Below are 18,851 nucleotides of genomic sequence, written 5' to 3' on the forward strand. Positions count from 1 at the left end.
CGGTTCGGCGGTGGGGTGGGGCGGCGTGCCGGCGCGGCCGACGGGCCACGCGCCGCGCCGGGACGTAGGCTTGCGGACGTGAAGGACATCAGGGACGCCACCGTGCACGGCGGGCGGGTGACCGGGCCGACCCCCGGCACCGCCGGCGACGAGCGGGGCGAGGTGACGGCGTGACCGAGTTCGACGGGCTGCCGGTGCTGCGGTCCCCGGTGGCGATCGCCGCCTTCGAGGGCTGGAACGACGCCGCGGACGCCTCCACCGCCGCCGTGGAACACCTGGAACAGGTCTGGCAGGCCCGCCAGATCACCGAGATCGACCCGGAGGAGTTCTACGACTTCCAGGTCAGCCGCCCGACGATCACGATGTCCGACGGCGAGACCCGCCGGGTGGAGTGGCCCACCACGAAGTTCGTGGTGGCCAGCCCCGAGGGCACCGACCGTGACGTGGTGCTGATCCGGGGCATCGAGCCGAGCATGCGCTGGCGCACGTTCTGCGAGCAGGTGCTGGAGATCTGCCACAGCCTGGAGGTCGAACGGGTGGTGCTGCTCGGCGCGTTGCTGGCCGATGTGCCGTACACCAGGCCGTTGCCGATCAGCGGCAGCGCCTCCGACGCCCAGGCCGCCCAGCGTTACCAGCTCACCCCCACCCGCTACGACGGGCCCACCGGCATCGTCGGGGTGCTCCAGGACGCCTGCACCCGGGCCGAGGTCGACGCGGTGTCGTTCTGGGTGCACGTGCCGCACTACGCCAACAACCCGCCCTGCCCCAAGGCCACCCTGGCGCTGCTGCACCGAGTCGAGGAGGTGCTCGACCTGCCGGTGCCGATGGCCGACCTGGCCGAGGAGGCCGCCGAGTGGGAGCAGCGGGTACGCGGCGCCGCCGAGCAGGACGCCGAGCTGGGCGAGTACGTGCGGGAGCTGGAGGAACGCGTCGGCGACGCGGGCATCACCCCGTTGACCGGTGACGAGATCGCCCAGGAGTTCGAGAAGTACCTGCGCCGCCGGGGCGGTTCCGCCGGCCCCACCGCCGGTTCCTGGTAGTCGTCCCCGCAGGGCCCCGGGCGTCGCGGCGTCCGGGGCCTTTCGGCGTGTCCGGGGTGGCGCCGTCACCCCCTCTAGGGCATCCTAGGAACCTAGCTGTCAGGAGGAGGCGGGCGTGCAGATCAACCCGGGAGCCGCCGAGTTCCCGCACCGGCAGATCGCCGCGCAGCTCAAGGCCCAGGTGCGGCGGGGCGACTGGGGGCCTGGCGAACGGCTGCCGTCCATCCCGGCCATCGCCGAGATGTTCGGGGTGGCGAAGCAGACCGTGCAACGCGCCGTCGACCAGCTGCGGGTCGAGGGCATCCTGATCACCAAACCCGGCTCCGGTACGTACGTGCGGGGCACCCGGCGGCGGCTCAACCGGCTCTCCCGGGGTCGGTACGGCGGTTTCCGCGGCTACCACGCCGACCTCGCCGCCCGGTACCGCCAGCAGCTCGTCTCGGTCGGTCGGGCACCCGCCCCGCCCGAGGTGGCCGACGCGTTCGGGGTCGCCGACGGCACCGAACTGCTCTGCCGCCGGCACCTGGTACGCACCGACGACTCCCCGGTGGAGGTGGGCGCGTCCTGGTTCCTGCCGAAGGACACCGCCGGCACCTCCCTGGAGCGGGCCGAGGCGTTCGGCAGGCCGCTCTACCAGGAGGCCGAGGAGGCGACCGGCCGGCGGTACACCACCGCCGCCGACACCATCAGCGCCCGGCAGCCCAGCCGGGAGGAGGCCGAAACGCTCCAGATCCGCCCCGACACGCCCGTGCTGCACCTGCTGCACGTCGCCTACGACGCCCACCGCAAGCCGATCGAGGTCGCCCAGGCCACCTGGCCCGGCCCGATGACCACGCTGACCGAGGAGTACCAGGTCCCCGCCCCCGCACCGGACCCCGACCCCGATCCCGGCCTGGTCCTCGGCTGATCCTCCCGGTCGGGCACCGCCCGCCGTCCCGGTCCGGCCCCCGTCCCGGTCCGGCCTCCGCACAAGGGCTGGGCCGCACCGGGGCTGGGCCGCACAAGGGCTGGGCCGCACCGTACAACGGCGGCGGCATGGCCGGTGGGACGGTACCGGGCGCAAGGGCGTCGGCTGTGCCTCAGGTGAGCGCGGTGACCACGATGACGGCCGCTCCGAGCGCGACGACGATCAGGGAGGCGACCACCCCGAGCAGGTCGGCGACCCGTACGGGGACGGTGGCACCGAGGGCCGCGCCGATCGTGGCGAGCCCGGTCTGCCAGAGCAGGGAGGCCAGCCCGGCGGCGGCGACGAACACCCCGGGCCCCGTCCAACTGCCCGGCACGGCGTTCACCGTCCCGGCCAGGGCGAAGAAGTACACCAGGGTCAACGGGTTGACCGCGGTGAGGAGCACGAATCGGACGTAGACCGGTCCGGCGGCGGTCCGGGCCGGACGTTCCCCGCCGGTGCCGTCCCGCTCGGCTCCACCGCCACCGTCCCGCCGGGCCCCGCCGGTGCCGTCCCGCTCGGCTGCGGCCCCGGCGGGGCGTGCCGGGGCTCGGCGCAGGGTGACCAGTTGGTGGCAGCCCAGCCCGACGATCACCAGCCCGGACAGGTAGCGGGGAGCGTCTCCCCACGAGGCGATCACCGGCGCGAGCGCCGCCCCGGTCAGCAGCGCGCCGAGGCAGTAGAGGGTGTCGACGGTGGCGACGCCGAATGCTGCGGCCAGGCCGCTGCGGTGACCGCCCAGCATCCCCTCCCGGACGATCAGCACCCCGATCGCCCCCAGGGGCATCGCCACCCCCAGCCCGGCGGCGAACCCGGCGACCGCCAGGAACACGATTCCATCAGCCATCCGCCGAGTCTGGGTCACCCCGACGGGCACGACCGACAGATGAGTGGTGCCGGCGTACGATTATCGGTGTGGACCAGCTGGACGAGCACATTCTCGGCATCCTGCAGGAGAATGCGAGGTGTTCGTTCAGTGAGATCGGTCGACGGGTCGGCCTGAGCACGAACGCCACCGCCGCCCGGGTCCGCCGGCTGGAAGCCGACGGCGTCATCCTCGGGTACACGGTCGTCACCGGTCACGACGCGCCGCAGCTCCGGGGCGGGTTGGAAGTGTTCATCGACGTACGCCTCGACGCCGGGACCGACTACGAGACGTTCGTCGACGCCATCGCCCCGATCGAGCAGATCGTCGACGCGGTGCACATGACCGGGCCGTACGACTACCTGCTGCGGGCCCGGCTGCGGGACACCGCCGCCCTGGACGCGTTGCTACGTCGGCTCAAGAAGAGCTGCGGCGTCGTGCAGACCCAGACCCGCGTCGCCCTACGCCAACCCACCCCCCGCTGACCCCCATCAGCCACCCCGACACGCCCCCTGCGTCGATCATGGAGTTGTGGGGTTCAGAAAACGTCGCACATGGGGGCTCAACCCCCACCACAACTCCATGATCGACGGGCCGGGCGGGGGTGGGGGTGGGGTGGGGGTTAGAGGTGGATGCCGAGGAGGGCGTCGACGGTGGTGGCGAAGAGGGCGGGGGCCTGCGGGTCGTCGCCGGTGCCGGCCAGGGCCGCCGCGGCCCAGTCGTCGGCCAGAGCGAGGGCGCCCGGGGTGTCCAGGTCGTCGCCGAGGCGTTCGCGTACCCCGGCCAGGAAGGCCGCGCCGGACGGCCCGGACGGCGCGGCGGCGGCCCGCCGCCAGCGGTCCAGCCGCTGCTGCGCGGCGGTCAGCACGTCGTCGGTCCAGGCCCGGTCGTCCCGGTAGTGGCCGGACATCAGGCCGAGCCGGACGGCCATCGGGTCCACCCGGTCGGCGCGTAGCCGGGAGACGAAGACGAGGTTGCCCTTGGACTTCGACATCTTCTCGCCGTCCAGGCCGATCATGCCGGCGTGCACGTAGTGGTCGGCGAAGGGGGCCGTGCCGGTGAGCCGCTCGGCGTGCGCGGCGGAGCACTCGTGGTGCGGGAAGATCAGGTCGTTGCCGCCGCCCTGCACGTCGAGCCGGTCGCCGAGCAGGTTCAGCGCGATCACGGTGCACTCGATGTGCCAGCCGGGCCGGCCGGGGCCCAGCTCGCCGCCCGGCCAGGACGGCTCGCCGTCGCGGGCACCGCGCCACAGCAGCGGGTCGAGCGGGTCGCGCTTGCCGGCCCGCCGCGGGTCGCCACCGCGCTCGGGGAAGATCTCCAGCATCTGTTCCCGGGTCAGGTTCGACTCGTAGCCGAACGCCGGGGCGGCGGCGATGTCGAAGTAGACGTCGCCGGTGCCGTCGTCGAGCCGGTAGGCGGCACCGTCCTTGAGCAGTTCCTGGACCCGGTCGGCGATGTCCGGGATCGACTCCACCGCGCCGACGTAGTGCGCCGGAGGAATGATCCGCAGCGCCTCCATGTCCTCGCGGAACAGCGCCGTCTCCCGCATCGCCAGGACCTTCCAGTCCTCGCCGTCGCGCTCGGCGCGTTCCAGCAGCGGGTCGTCGATGTCGGTGACGTTCTGCACGTACCGGACGGTCAGGCCGGCGTCGCGCCACATCCGCTGCAGCAGATCAAAGGTGATCATGGTGGCAGCGTGGCCCAGGTGGGTGGCGTCGTACGGGGTGATGCCGCAGACGTACATGGTGGCGGGGCCGGTGGGGCGGCTCGGGTGGACACCGCGTCGCGCCGAGTCGTACAAGCTCAGCGGCCCGCCGTCACCCGGCAGCCGTGGCACCTCGTGTCCCGCCCAAGACTCCATGACCGCCAGCCTAACGAGCCGCCCGGCCGCCGGGAGGAACCGCCCGGGTGATCAACACGACAACGGCTCAGATCGGCGGCCACGGCATCGCCGGCCACTCCTGCGGCGGCAGCGGGTACCGGCCGGTGTCGCGCAGCCGCCGTACCCGGGCGGCCACCTCGGCGACCTCGCCGAGGGTCAGGTGCTCGGCCAACTCCTCCCCCAGCTCGCCGGCGAGTTGCCGGTCGAGGGCGTCGAGCACCTGCACCGCGTCCGGTGGGAGCTGCCGGCCGGCCCACCCCCACAGCACGGTCCGTAGTTTCTCCTCGACGTGGAAGCAGACCCCGTGGTCCACCCCGTAGATCCGGTCGTCCGCGCCGGCCAGCACGTGCCCGCCCTTGCGGTCGGCGTTGTTGATGACCGCGTCCAGCACGGCCAGCCGGGCCAGCCGGGGGTCGTCGGCGTGGGCCAGGGCGTACGCCGCGCCGTCGTCGTCGCGGGCCGCGGCCACCGGGAACCAGCGCGGCGGCACCGACTCGGCCGGCACGAACCCGACCAGCGGCTCGGCGTCGTCCGGCTCGTCGATCCAGAGCTGGCACGACCCGGGCCCGAGCGGCCCGTCGCGCAGCACCGTCAGCGGGACCAGATCCCAGCCGGTGGCCCGCGAGACCAGGTAGGCCGAGACCTCCCGGCCGGCGAGGGTGCCGTCGGGAAAGTCCCAGAGCGGACGCTCGCCGCGCACCGGCTTGTAGACGCACCGGGCGGTACGGCCGTCGAGGGTCAGCGTGGCCCGCAGGGTGGTGTTGGAGGCGTCGACAAGCCGACCCTCCAGCTCCAGTTCACCCTCGCACAGCAGCCGGAGCGCGGCGCTGGCATCCTGGCGCTGCACCTCCGACGACGTCACCGGTGGTAGCCGTTGTGCCGGGGGCAGAGGTGCCCGGCCGGGTCGAGCGGCTGGCCGCACAGCGGGCAGGGCGGGCGGCCGGCGTTGACCACCCGGCGGGCCCGTTCGATGAACTCGCGGGTCGCCTCGGGGGTCAGTCGCACCCGGAGCCGGTCGAGGTCCTCGTCCGGTTCGTCATCGTCGTCGTCCTCGTCGTCCTCGTCGTCACCCAGCTCGACCTCGGCCTCCGCCTCACCGGCGGCGATCGCCTCGATCACCACCGTGGCGGAGTCCACGTCGAAGGCCAGCCCGAGGGTGCCGACCCGGAACTCCTCGTCGACCGGATTGTCCAGCGGGTCGTTGTCGCCGACGGACACCGGCGACTCCGGCAGCTCGACGCCGAAGCGGCGCTGCGCCTCGGAGAGCAGTTCCTCCAGCTTCTCGGCGAGCAGGGACACCTGCACCTTCTCCAGCGCGACGCTGACCAGCCGGCCGCCACCGCGGGCCTGGAGGAAGAACGTGCGCTCCCCGGGCGGCCCGACGGTCCCGGCGACGAACCGCTCGGGCGGCTCGAAGGCGTGCACCTGGTGGGTCATACCCACGACCCTATCCGGAGCGTGGAACGGTCGCGCAAGGCACCGACGCCGAATCAGCCGAGGGCGAAACGGCGCGGCCCGCGCCCGGTGGCCGGCGTCCCCCGGCGGGCCGGCTCAGCCGGTGGCGCCCGCACCCCCGCCGACGGCCGCGTCGGAGTCGGCCGGCCCGGTCGCCCGACGCCGCCGCCGGGCCGGTGGCGGCACCAGGGAGGCCAGGTCACCGCCGGTGTCGTTGAGCCGGACCAGGAACGGCCGCAGCGGGGTGTAGCGGATCGCGGTGAGCGAGGCCGGGTCGGCGACGATGCGTTGGAACAGGTCGAGGTGCACCCCGAGGGCGTCGGCGACGATGGCCTTGATCACATCGCCGTGGCTGCACGCCAGCCATACCGCCTCCGGTCCGTGCTCGGCGGTGATCCGGGCGTCCCAGGCGCGTACCGCGGCGACCGCGCGGGCCGACATCTGCGCCATCGACTCCCCGTCGGGGAAGACCGCGGCGCTGGGGTGCTGCTGCACCACCGGCCAGAGCTTCTCCTTGGCCAGCTTCTTCAGCGGCTGCCCCTCCCAGGCGCCGTAGCCGCACTCGATCAGCCCCTCCTCGACCACCGGGGTGGCCTGCGGAAGGGCCAGCTCCAAGGTCTGCCGGCAGCGGATCAGCGGGCTGGTCACCACCGCCGAAAGCGGCAGGCCGCGCAGCCGCTGGCCGACCGCGTCCGCCTGGGCCCGCCCGGTGTCGTCCAGCTCGACCGGCTGGCGGCCGGCCAGCCCGCCCTCGGCGTTCGCGGTCGTCCGGCCGTGTCGCAGAAGCAGAAGGGTCGCCACGCCACCACCCTAGGGGCAGCCGGACCACAGCCGGCCCCCGACACCTGAGGTGGTGTCGGGGGCCGGCGGCCGACGTACGGTCAGGTGGCGCTGATCGTGCCGGTGAGCAGCAACGCCAGCACCAGGGTGCCGAGCGCCACCCGGTAGAGCACGAAGACGTACAGGGTGTGGTGTGCCACGTAACGCAGCAGCCAGGCGATGGCCGCGTAGCCGATGCCGAACGCGATGATCGTGGCGACCACCATCTGCGCCACCGAGGGCACCGAGGTGCCCGGGGCGGCCGGCTCGAAGACGTCCCCGACGCTGAAGATGCCGGACATCACCACCGCCGGGATGGCCAGCAGGAACGAGTACCGGGCGGCGGCCTCCCGGGTCAGGTTGAGCAGCAGGCCGGCGGTGAGCGTGCCGCCGGAGCGCGACACCCCGGGGATCAGCGCCATCGCCTGGGCGAAGCCCATCACGATGCCGTCGCGCATCCGGAAGTTCACCAGGGTGCGGGTCTGCCGCCCCCAGTACTCGGCGAAGGCCAGCACGAAGGCGAACACGATGAGCGTGGTGGAGACCACCCACAGGTTGCGGCCGGCGGTGCGGATCTGGTCCTTGAACAGGAAACCGAACAGCCCGATCGGGATCGAGCCGACGATCACGTACCAGCCCATCCGGTAGTCGAGGCTGGAACGCACCGAGCGGTCCCGCAACCCCACCAGCCAGGTCCGGGTGATCCGCCAGATGTCCTTGGCGAAGTAGATGAGCACGGCCGCCTCGGTGCCCAGCTGGGTGACCGCGGTGAACGACGCGCCCGCGTCCCGGTCGAAGAAGATCGCCGAGGTGATCCGCAGATGCCCCGACGAACTCACCGGAAGGAACTCGGTGAGCCCCTGGACGATGCCCAGGACGATGGCCTCGACCCAGGTCACTCGCCGACTCCCGAGAGGTCGAAGGCCTCGGCGACGGTGCGCAGGGTCTGCACGCCGCTGTCCCGGTCGGCCACGAACAGGGTGACCGACAGGGTGGTCACCCCGGCGGCCGCGTACTCCCGCATCCGCTCGGCGATGCGTTCCTTGGGGCCGAGCAGCGAGGTGCGGTCGATGAACTCCATCGGCACCGCCGCCGCGGCGTCGCGCTGCCGCTTGGCCAGGTAGAGGTCCTGCACCTCGCGGGCGGCGTCGGCGTAGCCCATCCGGGTGGCGAGCTGGTTGTAGAAGTTCTGCTGCCGGCTGCCCATGCCGCCGACGTAGAGGGCGGCGTACCAACGGACCAGTTCGGCGCAGGTGGCGACGTCGTCACCGACCACCACCGGCACCGAGGGCACCACGTCGAACCCGGCCAGTTCCTTGCCGGCCTTCGCCCGGCCGGCGCTGACGGAGGCGAGCTGCTCGTCGGCGAACTCGGGGGCGTAGAACACGGCCAGCCAACCGTCGGCGATCTCGCCGGCCAGCTCCAGGTTCTTCGGGCCGACGGCGGCCAGGTAGATCGGGATGTGCTCGCGCGGCGGGTGGAAGCCCAGCCGCAGCGCCTTGCCGGGGCCGTCGGGCAGCGGCAGGGTGTAGTGCTCGCCGGCGTAGGCGACCTCCTTGCGGGCCACCGCCAGCTTGACGATGTCGACGTACTCGCGAGTGCGGGCGAGCGGCTTGGCGAACCGGACGCCGTGCCAGCCCTCGGAGACCTGCGGGCCGGAGACCCCCAGGCCGAGCCGGAACCGGCCGCCGGAGAGCGCGTCGATGGTGGCCGCCGTCATCGCGGTCATCGCCGGGGTACGGGCGGGGATCTGCATCACCGCGCTGCCCACGTCGATCCGTTCGGTCTGCCCGGCCATCCAGGCGAGCATGCTCGGGGAGTCCGAGCCGTACGCCTCCGCCGCCCACACCACCGAGTAGCCGAGGCGGTCCGCCTCCTGGGCAAGCGCCAGGTGGTCCGCCGGCGTACTCCACGCCGTCTGATATCCGAGGCTGAGCCCGAGTCGCACTGATCCTCCCCATCCCGCACCACAGGTCGCATCAGGTTACGCAATGGCCCGGGGCCGGCCGCCCACCGGCTCGCCACCGGACGCCGACCGTCCGGACGCCGGGCGGGGTGGGTGGTCGGGCCGCGCGGGGACGGGTGGACAGCCAGCGACCGGACCGGCGCATCCGGTGCACAACGCGGCGGCGCGGGCGGCGGTGACGGTCGGATCGGCGACGCGACAGGCAGAGATGCCGGGAGCGAGGATATCGGTTGCGCCGCGTTCGAAATAAGGTTCACCCATGCAACAGCGACCGCTCGGCCGAAGCGGGCTGGCGGTTTCCCGGCTCGCGCTCGGCACCATGACCTGGGGCCGGGACACCGACGCCGACGACGCGGCGGCCCAGCTGAAGAGTTTCCTGGACGCGGGCGGCAACCTGGTCGACACCGCCGACGTGTTCGCCGACGGCGACGCCGAGTCGGTGCTCGGGTCGCTGCTGGGCACCCTGGTCCCCCGCGAGGACGTGCTGATCGCCACGAAGGCGGGGCTGCGGCCGGGCAGCGGTCGGCGGCGGGACGGCTCGCGCGGGCACCTGCTGCGTACGTTGGACGCCTCGCTGCGCCGGCTCGGCACCGACCACGTCGACCTGTGGCAGGTGCACGGCTACGACCCGGACACCCCGCTGGAGGAGACGCTGGCCGCGCTGGACCACGCGGTCGCCTCGGGCCGGGTCCGCTACGTCGGGGTGTCGAACTTCTCGGGTTGGCAGACCGCCCGCGCCGCCGCCTGGCAGGCCGCCTGGCCGGGGCGGGCCCCGGTGGTCGCCGCCCAGGTGGAGTACTCGTTGCTGGAGCGGGGGGTGGAGCGGGAGGTGCTGCCGGCCTGCGCCGCGTTGGGCCTGGGCGTGCTGCCCTGGTCGCCGCTGGGGCGGGGGGTGCTGACCGGCAAGTACCGCAACGGCCGCCCGGCGGACTCGCGGGCCGCCTCGGCCCACTTCGAGGCGTTCGTCGCCACCTACCTGGAGCCGCGCTGCTCCAGCATCGTCGAGGCGGTGAGCATCGCGGCCGGCGGGTTGGGTGTGTCGCCGCTGGAGGTGGCGCTGGCCTGGATCAGGGACCGGCCGGGGGTGACCGCGCCGGTGCTGGGCGCCCGCACGGTGGGGCAGCTGCTCGGCGCGTTGCAGGTGGAACGGATGACCCTGCCGGAGGAGATCACCACGGCGCTGGACGACGTGTCCGCCGTGCCGGTCGGCTACCCGGAGCGCGAGGGCTGATCCCGCCGCCGGCGCACAAGGTGGCGGACCGGACCAAAAGCACACCGGTACGTGTCAATTCCACCGATCGTCCTTTACCAACTGCCACTCCCCCATAATTGGTTCAGGCCGCTTGCGTTGTTCCGTCCGAATAGGCGGCTTAGAACCCCCTGGTGTTGTTGGCCCGGGTTTCGGCGTCCGCTTTTCGGTGGGCCTGTCCGGAAAGAGATCCGGCCCGGCGAAAACCGTCTGATCCGGCCGCCGTAAACATTGTGGCGGACCAATGACGGTGCTCTAATGATTGCGGCGTGAGCGACCCCCGCCGCGCCGTTTCTCCCATTTCGTTGGAGGACCCGTGGACCGTAAGACCGACGTCAAGCGCAAGCCCGCCAAGGTCGTCGTGCGCAAGCTCGAGCGGCTCGAGACCACCGTCGCCATCATCAGCGAGCCGGGCTGCCGCAACGACGTCTGCGGCTGACCCACCCCGTTTCGGCCGGGGCGCGGCGTGCCGCGCCCCGGCCGGCCATCTTCCAGGAGGTCTTCGCCCGATGCAGCGGCCCCGGATCAAGGGCATCCACAAGCCGGTACGGCTCCACCCGACCCTGATCAACATCGGTGGTCGGCAGCTGGGGATCGGCGCGGAGATCGACGACGAGGACGGCAGCCTCTGGGAGCTGCTGCGCCTGATGGACGGCACCCGGACCCGGGCGGAGATCGTCGCCGCGCTGCTCGACGTACGCCCGGAGATGGCCGCCGAGGACGCCACCGACGCGATGCAGACGATCATCGACGCCGGGTACGTGGAGGATGCCGCCGCGCCGCCCCCGCCCGAGCTGAGCCCAGCGGAGATCGACCGCTACGACCGGGCGTTCACCTACCACGCCTGGGTGGATCTCACCCCGCGCACCTCCCGCTACGAGGTGCAGGCCCGGCTCAAGGCGGGCCGGGTGGTGGTGCTGGGGCTCGGCGGCTCCGGGTCGGCGGTGGCCGCCTCGCTGGTGGCCGCCGGGGTGGGCACGGTGCACTGCGTCGACTTCGACGTGGTCGAGGCGGGCAACCTGACCCGGCAACTGCTCTACACCGAGGACGACATCGGCGCCGCCAAGGTGGACACCGCGGTGGCCCGGCTGCGCCGGATGAACTCCCACGTCACGGTCACCGGCGAGGAGGCCCGGGTCGACTCGACGCAGGACGTGGCGGCGTTGATGCGCGACCGCGACCTGCTGGTGCTCTGCGCCGACCAGCCCCGGCACGCCATCCGGGAGTGGACCAACCGGGCCGCCCTGGCCACCGGCACCCCCTGGATGCTCGCCCAGTACGCGGGCCCGATGGCGGTGATCGGTCTCTTCGTGCCCGGTCAGACCTGCTGCGAGGCGTGCCTGCCGAGCGTCACCGACCGGCTGCGTGAGGAGCACGGCACCGAGCCGGAGGAGTTGTTCGAATTCACCGGGCACGCGGTGATCGCCCCCACCGCCAACCTCACCGGGCACCTGGCCGCCCTCGACGTCGTCTACCACCTCGCCGGCATCCCGACGACCACCCGGGGCCGGATGTTCCACCTGAGCCTGACCGACCTGACCTACCACTACGTGGTCAACCCCCGGCCCGGCGTCAAGTGCGACACCTGCGGCTGGTTCCAGGAGGAACGGTGACCGTGCTCGGGTTGGACAGCCGCCCCGCGGTGACGCACCTGGTGGTCCGCCAGGAGGAGGACGACGAGTACGTCGTCGGCGACCTGGCCAGCGGGAACTTCGTGGTGGTGCCCGAGGTGGGGGCGCGGCTGGTCGCATTGTTCGCCGCCGGCCGGACCGTCGCCGAGGCCGCCGACGAGGTGGAACGCGAGACCGGTGAGCCGGTCGACGCGCTGGACTTCGTCGAGGTGCTCGTCGAGGCGGGCATCATCCGGCCGCAGTCCGACGGTGGGCCGCCGCCGACGCAGGCCCGCCCCTGGTCGGTGTCGCGCATCCCGGCCCGGCTGGTCCGGCCGCTGTTCGGCCGGGTGGCCTGGACGGTGTACGTCGGCGCGCTGGTGGCCACGCTGGCGATGTTCGTCGCCGAACCGTCCCTGCTGCCGACCTACGAGGACACCTTCATCTTTCCCGACGTGGTGCTCAGCCTGCTGATCACCAATGTCACGGTGGCCCTGCTGACGGTGGTGCACGAGGCGTGGCACGCGTTCGCCGGGGCGGCCGTCGGCGTCCGGTCGCAACTGCGGTTGGAACGTCGGGGGATCTTCCCGGTGCTGGAGACCGACCTGACCGGGCTCTGGGCGTTGCCGCCGGAACGCCGCTACGGCCCCTTCCTCGCCGGCATGGCCATCGACGGGATCCTGCTGTTCGCCGCCGTCGCCCCACGGTTCGCCTGGTCGCGGGGCTGGCTGGAGCTGCCGCCGGGAATGGTGCGGTTCCTCGCCATGGTGGTGTTCAGCCAGGCCGTCAAGCTGGCCTTCCAGACGCTCGCCTATCTGCGCACCGACATGTACCTGGTGATGGCCACCGCGACCGGCTGCCGCAACCTGCACGAGGTGACCCGGCTCAGCCTCAAGAAATGGGTTCGCCGGCTGACCCCGGCCGAAAGCACCGTGCTGCGTGACGCGCACGCCCGGGATCTGCGGGTGTCCCGCTGGTACCGGTTGTTGTATGTCGCCGGGGTAATCTGGATGGTCTGGTTCGCCATCCATTTTCTGCTACCGGGGGCGAAAGTGACCCTGGGGTGGGCCGCCGGAGTGCTGACCGGCGCACCGTTCGGCAGTGCCTACTGGTGGGAGGGAATTGCGCTGGCGGCTTTCGCCTCGCTCAACATCCTGCTGCCGCTAGGGGTGATCGTGCGTAATCGTTACCGCGCCGGAAGGTTGGCCACGTGAATCGCAGATGGCTCGGCCCGGTGGTCAGCGTGGTGGTCACCGTGCTCAGTGTGGCGACCATGTCCAGCCTCGGGGTGGGGGTGTTGGTCAACCTGTTCGGCGGGGACGCCGCGCTGCCCTGCGACCGGCTGCCGGGCACGGCGCAACCGTTCGAGGGCGACCGGCACATCGCGTACGAGGGGGCGCCGCACGAGCCGTACCGGACACTCCCGCCGACGTCGGGGCCGCACTCGCCCCGGGTGGTCGTGCCGGGCATCTACCGCGACGCGGTGCCGGAGGAACTCCAGGTACACGCGTTGGAACACGGCCACGTGCTGGTGCAGTACGCCCCGGACGTCCCGCCGGGCGACGTCGAGAAGCTGGAGCGGCTCGGTCGCCGGCATCCCCGGGACGTGGTGGTGGCCCCCTACCCGCCGCTGGGTCACGGCATCGGGTTGACCGGCTGGCAGCGGCTGGACCGCCTGGACACCCTCGACGAGCGGGCGGTCGAGGAGTTCGTCGAGCGGATCGCCGGCCGCTACGACCACTCCTGGCAGCACGGGGCGACCGACTGCGTGCCGGGCTGACCGGCGGTGGCGGGTGGCGCGGCGCACCGGCCAAAGGGTGGCGCGGGGCCGCCGGGCTGGGCAGCATAGGTGCCATGGACTACGAATACGCGCCGCTGCGGTTGCCGCCGAATGTCGACAGGTTGACCGCCGCGGCGCAGCTGGCGATCCAGGCGGAGTTCTCCGGGTGGGAGTTGGCCCGGGTACAGCTGTTCCGGGACGGCACCCGCAAGGTGGTGTTGCGCCGCCGCCGGGTCAACCAACCCCAACCGGGCCTGTCCTACTGACTGACCCCGTCGGCGGCACGACCGTCGTCCGGGGGCACCCGGGTGGCCCGGGGCCGCCGGCCGGCCCGCACCGGGCGAGCCCGGTGGTGCCGTCGGGCGACCCCGGCCACCGTCTAGTGCCGGTGCCCGGCGTGGTCGTGGTCGTCCTCGTCGAGGAACGGGTGCTCGTCGAGCCGACCCACCAGCCGGTCGTCGGCGGCCGGGGTGAACGGGCCCACCGGGTCGTCGTCGTCGAACGACTCCAGGTCGACCGGGGTGCCGACCTCGCTGACCATCACCACCCCGTCCAGCGGCTCCAGCTCCGGCACGTCCAGGGCGGACAGCGAACCGTCGCCGCTCTGCAACAGCTCCAGCACCGCCTCGCCGACCCCCTCGACCGGCGCCGGCTCGTCGTCCTCGGGGGTGCCCTCGCGGCGGGCCACCTCGGCGACCCGCAGCAGCGCCGAGACGCTCGGCACCCGGTAGTCGCGGCGCTGGCGTACCGAGATGACCTGCGGGTGCGGGTCGGCGGCCTCGGCGTCCCCGGCCGCCCCGCCGAACCGCTCGTCGGCCTCGTCCGGGTCGATGGACTCGACGTCCCAGGGCGTGACCTCGCCGAACGCGTCGAGCAGCTGCTCGTCGTAGGCGAAGGAGGCGTTGTTCAACGCCACGTACGCCTGCCACACGTCGTCGTCGTCGATCCGACCCTGCGCGGCCCGCACGGCCGTCAGGTGGGCACGGGCCGCGTCGATCACGCGTTCCAGGGCGGCGTCCAGCTCACCGTGCTGGTCGGTCATGAGGCTGTCCCTTCGAGACATGGGGGGAGGTGCGGCACCGGTCCGGTCAGCAGTTGCGGAGGAACCGGTCGAGCACCCGCACGCCGAACTGTAGTCCGTCCACCGGTACCCGCTCGTCGATGCCGTGGAACAACGCCGAGAAGTTGAGATCCGCCGGCAGCCGCAGCGGGGCGAAACCGAAGCACCGCATGCCGAGCTGCGCGAACGCCTTCGCGTCGGTGCCGCCGGAGAGCATGTAGGGCACCGGGCGGGCACCCGGGTCCTCGGCCCGCAACGCCGCCGACATCGCGTCGACCAGGTCGCCGTCGAAGGTCGTCTCCAGGGCGGGCTGGCGCTGGATGTACTCGATCTCGATGTCCGGGCCGACCAGCTCACGCAGCTGCCGTTCCAGCAGCTCGGACTGGCCGGGCAGGCTGCGGCAGTCGATGGTGGCGGTGGCCCGGCCGGGAATGACGTTGTCCTTGTAGCCGGCGGCCAGCCGGGTCGGGTTGGCGGTGCTGCGGACGGTCGCGCCGATGATGTTGGCGATCGGGCCGAGCTTGGCGATGGCGGTCTCCGGGTCGTCCGGGTCCAACTCCACGCCGAGCACGTCGGACAGCTCGGTCAGGAACGCCCGGACGGTCGGGGTGACGGTGAGCGGGAACCGGTGCCGCCCGATCCGGGCGACCGCCTCGGCCAGCGCGGTGACCGCGTTGTCGTCGTGGACGAACGAGCCGTGCCCGGGGCGGCCCCTGGCGTGCAGCCGCATCCAGTCCAGCCCCTTCTCGGCCGTCTCGATCAGGTAGAGCCGCTGGGCGTCGCTGATCGAGTAGGAGAAGCCGCCGACCTCGCCGACCGCCTCGGTGCAGCCGTCGAAGAGGTCCCGGTGCTGCTGGACGAGGAAGTGCGCGCCGTAGTCGCTGCCCGCCTCCTCGTCGGCCGTGTAGGCCAGCACGATGTCGCGGGGCGGGCGGACGCCGGTGCGCTGCCAGTGCCGTACGACCGCCAGCACCATCGCGTCGAAGTCCTTCATGTCGATCGCGCCCCGGCCCCACAGGTAGCCGTCGCGGACCTCCCCGGAGAACGGGTGTACCGACCACTCGGCGGGGTCGGCGGGCACCACGTCCAGGTGGCCGTGCACGAGCAGGGCGTCGCGGCCGGGGTCGGTACCGGGGATGCGGGCGATCAGGTTGGCCCGGCCCGGCGCGGACTCGTGGATCTCGGCGGCCACGCCGACCTCGGCGAGCTTCTCCGCGACGTACTCGGCGGCCCGGCGCTCGCCCGCGCTGGTGTCGTTGTCGCCGGTGTTGGTGGTGTCGATGCGCAGCAGGTCACGGCAGAGGTCGACGACCTCGGCGGTGGGGTCGGGCGCGGCGGAGGCGGCATCGCTCGTCATCGCCTCTTTCTACCAGTCGCCGCCCCGGCCGCGAACGGCCCGGCCGCCGCGGCGGCGGCCACCCGGGGCCGCCCGGCGGCGGGGTGCCGGCCGAGCGGGCCGTGGGCGGCGGAAACGCCGGCGGTGGACGCCGTTCCGGTTTGCCGATCACCGGGTACGGGTACCGGCGCTGGCGTCCCCGTTCCGCCCGTCGCACCGGCCGGCGCCCCGCGCCGGCCCCCGCCGAGGAGGACGTCATGTCCGCCGTTCCCCTGCCGCCGCTGCCGCCCTCCGCCGACGACGCCTACCGTCCGGGTGGGCGCAGCATGGCCGACCTCGCCGACACCGAGCACCGGCAGCTGCTCGCCCTGGTCGACGAGGTCACCGACGCCACGGTGGCGCCCGGCCGGCGACGCGAGGTGCTCCAGGTGCTCACCGCCATGGTGTCGCGGCACCTGTCGGCCGAGGAGCAGTACCTGCTGCCCACGGTCCGCGCGGCACTGCCCGACGCCACCGCCCGGGTGGAGCGGGAGATCGCGGCGGACGCGACGCTGCTGACCGCGCTGAAGGCCCTCGCCGGACCGGACGACCCGACGCTCGCCGACGTCGCCGCCCAGGTGCGTCGGCATGTCACCGCGGTGGCCGAGCTGGTCACCCCGCTACGCGAGGTGGCCTCCGACGCGGAGCTGATCCGGCTGGGCAACCGGTGGGAGATCGCCGAGGAGGCGGCGCCGACCCGGCCGCATCCGGGCACCCCGGCCACCCCGCCGTGGAACCGGATCGTCGAACCGGCCGTCGGCGTGGTGGACAAGCTGCGCGACGCGGTGACCGGCCGGCGTACCCAGTTGGCCGACCTGAACCGCCGTCCGCGACAGTGATCGACCGGCCCCGATCCGTCAGGTTCACCGGCCCGGTTCGGTCCGGGGCCTTCCGTCTATCGACGTGTGGCCATACCGTCACCATATGAATCTGGAGCTGCGTCACCTCCGGGTGGTCTGCGCTATCGCCGAGACGGGCAGCGTGACGAAGGCCGCGTCCACCCTCGGCCTGGCCCAGCCGGCCCTGACCGCCCAGCTTCAGCGCATCGAGCGGGCGCTGGGCGGTCCGCTGTTCGAACGCGACAGGCGGGGTGCCCGGCCGACCGCGCTGGGTGAGTTGGTGCTGTCCCGGGCCCGGGTGCTGCTGCCGGCGATGAAGGGCCTGCAGGACGAGGCGGCCCGGCTGGCGGGGGCCGACGACGCCCTCGGCCGGTACCGGTTCGGCGGGGTGAACAGCCCGATCCTGGGCCGGCTGGTGCACCGGCTCGCCGCCGAGCAGCCGCACGCGCAGATCACCACCTACGCGTCGTGGTCGGCCGACGAGCTGGCCGCGCTGGTCGCCGGTGGCCGGCTGGACTTCGCGCTGACCGGCGTCTGCGGTGACGCCACCCCGCCGGCGGAGTTCGGGCTGGCCTGGCGGGAGGTGGCGGTCGATCCGGTGCTGGTGCTGCTGCCGTCCGCCCACCCGTTGGCCGACCGCGACGAGGTCGGCCTGGCCGACCTGCGCCACGAGCAGTGGGTGGCCGCGCCGGGTGACGGCTGCTTCGGCGACTGCTTCGCCGCCGCCTGCGCCCGCGCCGGGTTCACCCCCCGCAAGGTGTACGAGACCGACGTGCGCGGCTGCATGGACCTGGTCGACGCCGGCGAGGCGGTGGCGTTGTGCCAGGCCACCTTCCGCCCGGTCGCCGGCCTGGTGACCCGGCGGCTGGCCGGCACCCCGTTGCGCTGGCGGCTGCTGCTGGGCTGGCACCCGGAATCCCCGGCGGCCCGGGTCGCCGAGGCGGTGCTGGACGACGCGGTCGCCGCGTACTCCGACTCGCTGGCCGCGCACCCGGACTACCTGGCCTGGTTGCTGCGGCATCCCGAGTTCGGGGCGCGGGACACCGGCACGGCCCGCCCGGCCCCACGGGTGCGAACGGCGTAACGGCGGGTATCAGCCCTGCATGACCGATCTCTATCCGGCCGCCGACCAGCGGGAGCTGCTGCGTCGGGCGGCCAGCGCGCACACCGCCGCCGCCCGTGACGTCGAGACGTTCCTGCGCCGGCTGCCCGAGGTTCCCGACCCGGCCGACATCACCGAGTACGCGACGCTGCTCAGCCGGGAGGAGCAGACCCGCACCGAGCGGCAGGACGCCGCCGACGCCGCCGGGCTGCGGCTGCCCAGCCTGGAGTCCGAGTAGCCGCACCGACGCGCCGGGCAGCCGGGACGCCGTCCCGGGTGCCCGGCGCGGTGTCGGCCCGGGTCCGGTGCCGGCGGGTCCGGTGCCGGTCCGGGTCCGGTCGGCGGGTCAGCGTTCGACGAGGACGTCGTGGCCCAGGTCGAGCAGGGCGTGCCGCCACTCGTCGTCGGCGTTGCCGTCGCCGGGCTTCTCGTCCACCAGCGACCGGATCCGGTCGATCGCCGCCCGCATCACCGCGACGTCGGCCGGGGTGAGGTCGACCTTGCGCTTACGCAGCACCGCCAGGATCTGCCGGCCGGGCTCGGGCAGGTCGAGGTCCGGGTCGGGGCCGAACGCCTCCTCGCCCGACCCCCGGGTCAGCAGCCACTGCCGCAGCTGTTCGGAGGGGACGTTCACCTCGGCGTGGAAGTCCTCCCAGATCAGCTCGACCTCGGGGTCGAGTCGCTGTTCGCGTGCCATCACGCCTCCTCTTCCGGTGGCCCGGGTGGTGCCGGGTCCCCGTCGTCGGTCCACTGCCCCGGGCCCTCCGGCGGCACCTGCACCCGGGCCGGGTTCGCCGTCGGGGGCGCGAGGATGGGTGCGGTCCGCTCGGCGTACTCCTCGGTCTCCTCGGGTTCGGTCATCT

At 73.2% G+C, this 18,851-nt stretch carries 23 protein-coding genes; 12 read left to right on the forward strand and 11 right to left on the reverse strand.

Translation table 11 applies throughout. The features are described 5' to 3' along the window. Positions 1–170: 170 nt before the first annotated feature. Together JQX11_RS08895 and JQX11_RS08900 are read left to right on the forward strand one after the other, a co-directional pair. Positions 171–1,040, forward strand: a complete 870-nt coding sequence (locus tag JQX11_RS08895; RefSeq protein ID WP_204924493.1) for a PAC2 family protein — start codon at positions 171–173, stop codon at positions 1,038–1,040. Between the two features lie 115 nt (positions 1,041–1,155). After that, on the forward strand, positions 1,156–1,947 hold the full coding sequence (locus JQX11_RS08900; protein ID WP_204924494.1) for a GntR family transcriptional regulator: 792 nt from the start codon (positions 1,156–1,158) through the stop codon (positions 1,945–1,947). A 172-nt stretch (positions 1,948–2,119) separates the two neighbouring features. Here JQX11_RS08900 and JQX11_RS08905 read toward each other — a convergent pair whose 3' ends face one another. Further along, positions 2,120–2,833: a LysE family transporter gene (locus tag JQX11_RS08905; RefSeq protein ID WP_204924495.1), complete on the reverse strand. Its 714-nt coding sequence runs from the start codon at positions 2,831–2,833 to the stop codon at positions 2,120–2,122. 68 nt (positions 2,834–2,901) lie between these two features. Here JQX11_RS08905 and JQX11_RS08910 point away from each other — a divergent pair, with 68 nt between their 5' ends. Next, on the forward strand, positions 2,902–3,336 hold the full coding sequence (locus JQX11_RS08910) for an Lrp/AsnC family transcriptional regulator (protein ID WP_204924496.1): 435 nt from the start codon (positions 2,902–2,904) through the stop codon (positions 3,334–3,336). A 137-nt stretch (positions 3,337–3,473) separates the two neighbouring features. Here the strand turns inward: JQX11_RS08910 and mshC are convergent, their stop codons facing one another. From mshC to JQX11_RS08940, 6 genes are all read right to left on the reverse strand, one after another. Beyond that, positions 3,474–4,712, reverse strand: a complete 1,239-nt coding sequence (gene mshC, locus JQX11_RS08915) for a cysteine--1-D-myo-inosityl 2-amino-2-deoxy-alpha-D-glucopyranoside ligase (protein ID WP_204924497.1) — start codon at positions 4,710–4,712, stop codon at positions 3,474–3,476. Between the two features lie 67 nt (positions 4,713–4,779). Then, the gene (locus tag JQX11_RS08920; RefSeq protein WP_204924498.1) at positions 4,780–5,595 is read right to left on the reverse strand and encodes an SCO1664 family protein; all 816 of its coding nucleotides are present in this window, start codon (positions 5,593–5,595) and stop codon (positions 4,780–4,782) included. After that, positions 5,592–6,170, reverse strand: coding sequence for a DUF3090 domain-containing protein (locus tag JQX11_RS08925; protein ID WP_204924499.1), 579 nt, complete (start codon positions 6,168–6,170; stop codon positions 5,592–5,594). Before JQX11_RS08925 ends, JQX11_RS08920 begins: the two co-directional genes overlap by 4 nt. A 114-nt stretch (positions 6,171–6,284) precedes the next feature. Further along, complete coding sequence (locus JQX11_RS08930; RefSeq protein WP_204924500.1) at positions 6,285–6,989, reverse strand: histidine phosphatase family protein; 705 nt, start codon at positions 6,987–6,989, stop codon at positions 6,285–6,287. An 80-nt stretch (positions 6,990–7,069) separates the two neighbouring features. Next, on the reverse strand, positions 7,070–7,906 hold the full coding sequence (locus JQX11_RS08935) for an undecaprenyl-diphosphate phosphatase (RefSeq protein WP_204924501.1): 837 nt from the start codon (positions 7,904–7,906) through the stop codon (positions 7,070–7,072). Continuing rightward, positions 7,903–8,955: an LLM class F420-dependent oxidoreductase gene (locus JQX11_RS08940; protein WP_204924502.1), complete on the reverse strand. Its 1,053-nt coding sequence runs from the start codon at positions 8,953–8,955 to the stop codon at positions 7,903–7,905. Before JQX11_RS08940 ends, JQX11_RS08935 begins: the two co-directional genes overlap by 4 nt. A 277-nt stretch (positions 8,956–9,232) precedes the next feature. Between JQX11_RS08940 and JQX11_RS08945 the strand changes: the two genes are divergently transcribed. The 6 genes from JQX11_RS08945 (at position 9,233) to JQX11_RS08965 (ending at position 13,878) form a co-directional block, all read left to right on the forward strand. Continuing rightward, the gene (locus JQX11_RS08945) at positions 9,233–10,204 is read left to right on the forward strand and encodes an aldo/keto reductase (protein ID WP_088646211.1); all 972 of its coding nucleotides are present in this window, start codon (positions 9,233–9,235) and stop codon (positions 10,202–10,204) included. 334 nt (positions 10,205–10,538) lie between these two features. Then, positions 10,539–10,661, forward strand: a complete 123-nt coding sequence (locus JQX11_RS33000) for a hypothetical protein (protein ID WP_255470009.1) — start codon at positions 10,539–10,541, stop codon at positions 10,659–10,661. Between the two features lie 70 nt (positions 10,662–10,731). After that, positions 10,732–11,835 (forward strand): ThiF family adenylyltransferase, encoded by a 1,104-nt coding sequence (locus JQX11_RS08950; protein ID WP_204924503.1) that lies wholly within the window; start codon positions 10,732–10,734, stop codon positions 11,833–11,835. Further along, positions 11,832–13,046: a PqqD family protein gene (locus tag JQX11_RS08955; RefSeq protein ID WP_204924504.1), complete on the forward strand. Its 1,215-nt coding sequence runs from the start codon at positions 11,832–11,834 to the stop codon at positions 13,044–13,046. Before JQX11_RS08950 ends, JQX11_RS08955 begins: the two co-directional genes overlap by 4 nt. Further along, on the forward strand, positions 13,043–13,612 hold the full coding sequence (locus JQX11_RS08960; protein ID WP_204924505.1) for a DUF3105 domain-containing protein: 570 nt from the start codon (positions 13,043–13,045) through the stop codon (positions 13,610–13,612). Before JQX11_RS08955 ends, JQX11_RS08960 begins: the two co-directional genes overlap by 4 nt. A 74-nt stretch (positions 13,613–13,686) precedes the next feature. Beyond that, entirely contained in the window at positions 13,687–13,878 is a 192-nt protein-coding gene (locus JQX11_RS08965; protein ID WP_088646215.1) for a DUF5703 family protein, read from the forward strand. A gap of 113 nt (positions 13,879–13,991) precedes the next feature. Here JQX11_RS08965 and JQX11_RS08970 read toward each other — a convergent pair whose 3' ends face one another. Next, on the reverse strand, positions 13,992–14,654 hold the full coding sequence (locus JQX11_RS08970) for a hypothetical protein (RefSeq protein WP_204924506.1): 663 nt from the start codon (positions 14,652–14,654) through the stop codon (positions 13,992–13,994). 46 nt (positions 14,655–14,700) lie between these two features. After that, positions 14,701–16,029, reverse strand: coding sequence for a M20/M25/M40 family metallo-hydrolase (locus JQX11_RS08975; protein WP_204924507.1), 1,329 nt, complete (start codon positions 16,027–16,029; stop codon positions 14,701–14,703). A gap of 236 nt (positions 16,030–16,265) precedes the next feature. On the opposite strand from JQX11_RS08975, the gene JQX11_RS08980 reads away from it, so the two are divergent. The 3 genes from JQX11_RS08980 (at position 16,266) to JQX11_RS08990 (ending at position 18,226) form a co-directional block, all read left to right on the forward strand. Further along, complete coding sequence (locus JQX11_RS08980) at positions 16,266–16,886, forward strand: hemerythrin domain-containing protein (RefSeq protein WP_204924508.1); 621 nt, start codon at positions 16,266–16,268, stop codon at positions 16,884–16,886. Positions 16,887–16,971: 85 nt separating this feature from the next. Continuing rightward, complete coding sequence (locus tag JQX11_RS08985; RefSeq protein WP_204924509.1) at positions 16,972–17,970, forward strand: LysR family transcriptional regulator; 999 nt, start codon at positions 16,972–16,974, stop codon at positions 17,968–17,970. Positions 17,971–17,989: 19 nt separating this feature from the next. Further along, a complete protein-coding gene (locus tag JQX11_RS08990; RefSeq protein ID WP_088646220.1) occupies positions 17,990–18,226 on the forward strand; it encodes a hypothetical protein in 237 nt (78 codons plus the stop codon). Between the two features lie 108 nt (positions 18,227–18,334). Here the strand turns inward: JQX11_RS08990 and JQX11_RS08995 are convergent, their stop codons facing one another. After that, complete coding sequence (locus JQX11_RS08995; RefSeq protein WP_088646221.1) at positions 18,335–18,685, reverse strand: DUF3140 domain-containing protein; 351 nt, start codon at positions 18,683–18,685, stop codon at positions 18,335–18,337. Next, a complete protein-coding gene (locus JQX11_RS09000; protein ID WP_204924510.1) occupies positions 18,685–18,849 on the reverse strand; it encodes a hypothetical protein in 165 nt (54 codons plus the stop codon). Before JQX11_RS09000 ends, JQX11_RS08995 begins: the two co-directional genes overlap by 1 nt. Positions 18,850–18,851 lie beyond the last annotated feature (2 nt).

It is taken from the genome of Micromonospora humida (genome assembly GCF_016901255.1).
Lineage (GTDB): Bacteria > Actinomycetota > Actinomycetes > Mycobacteriales > Micromonosporaceae > Micromonospora > Micromonospora wenchangensis.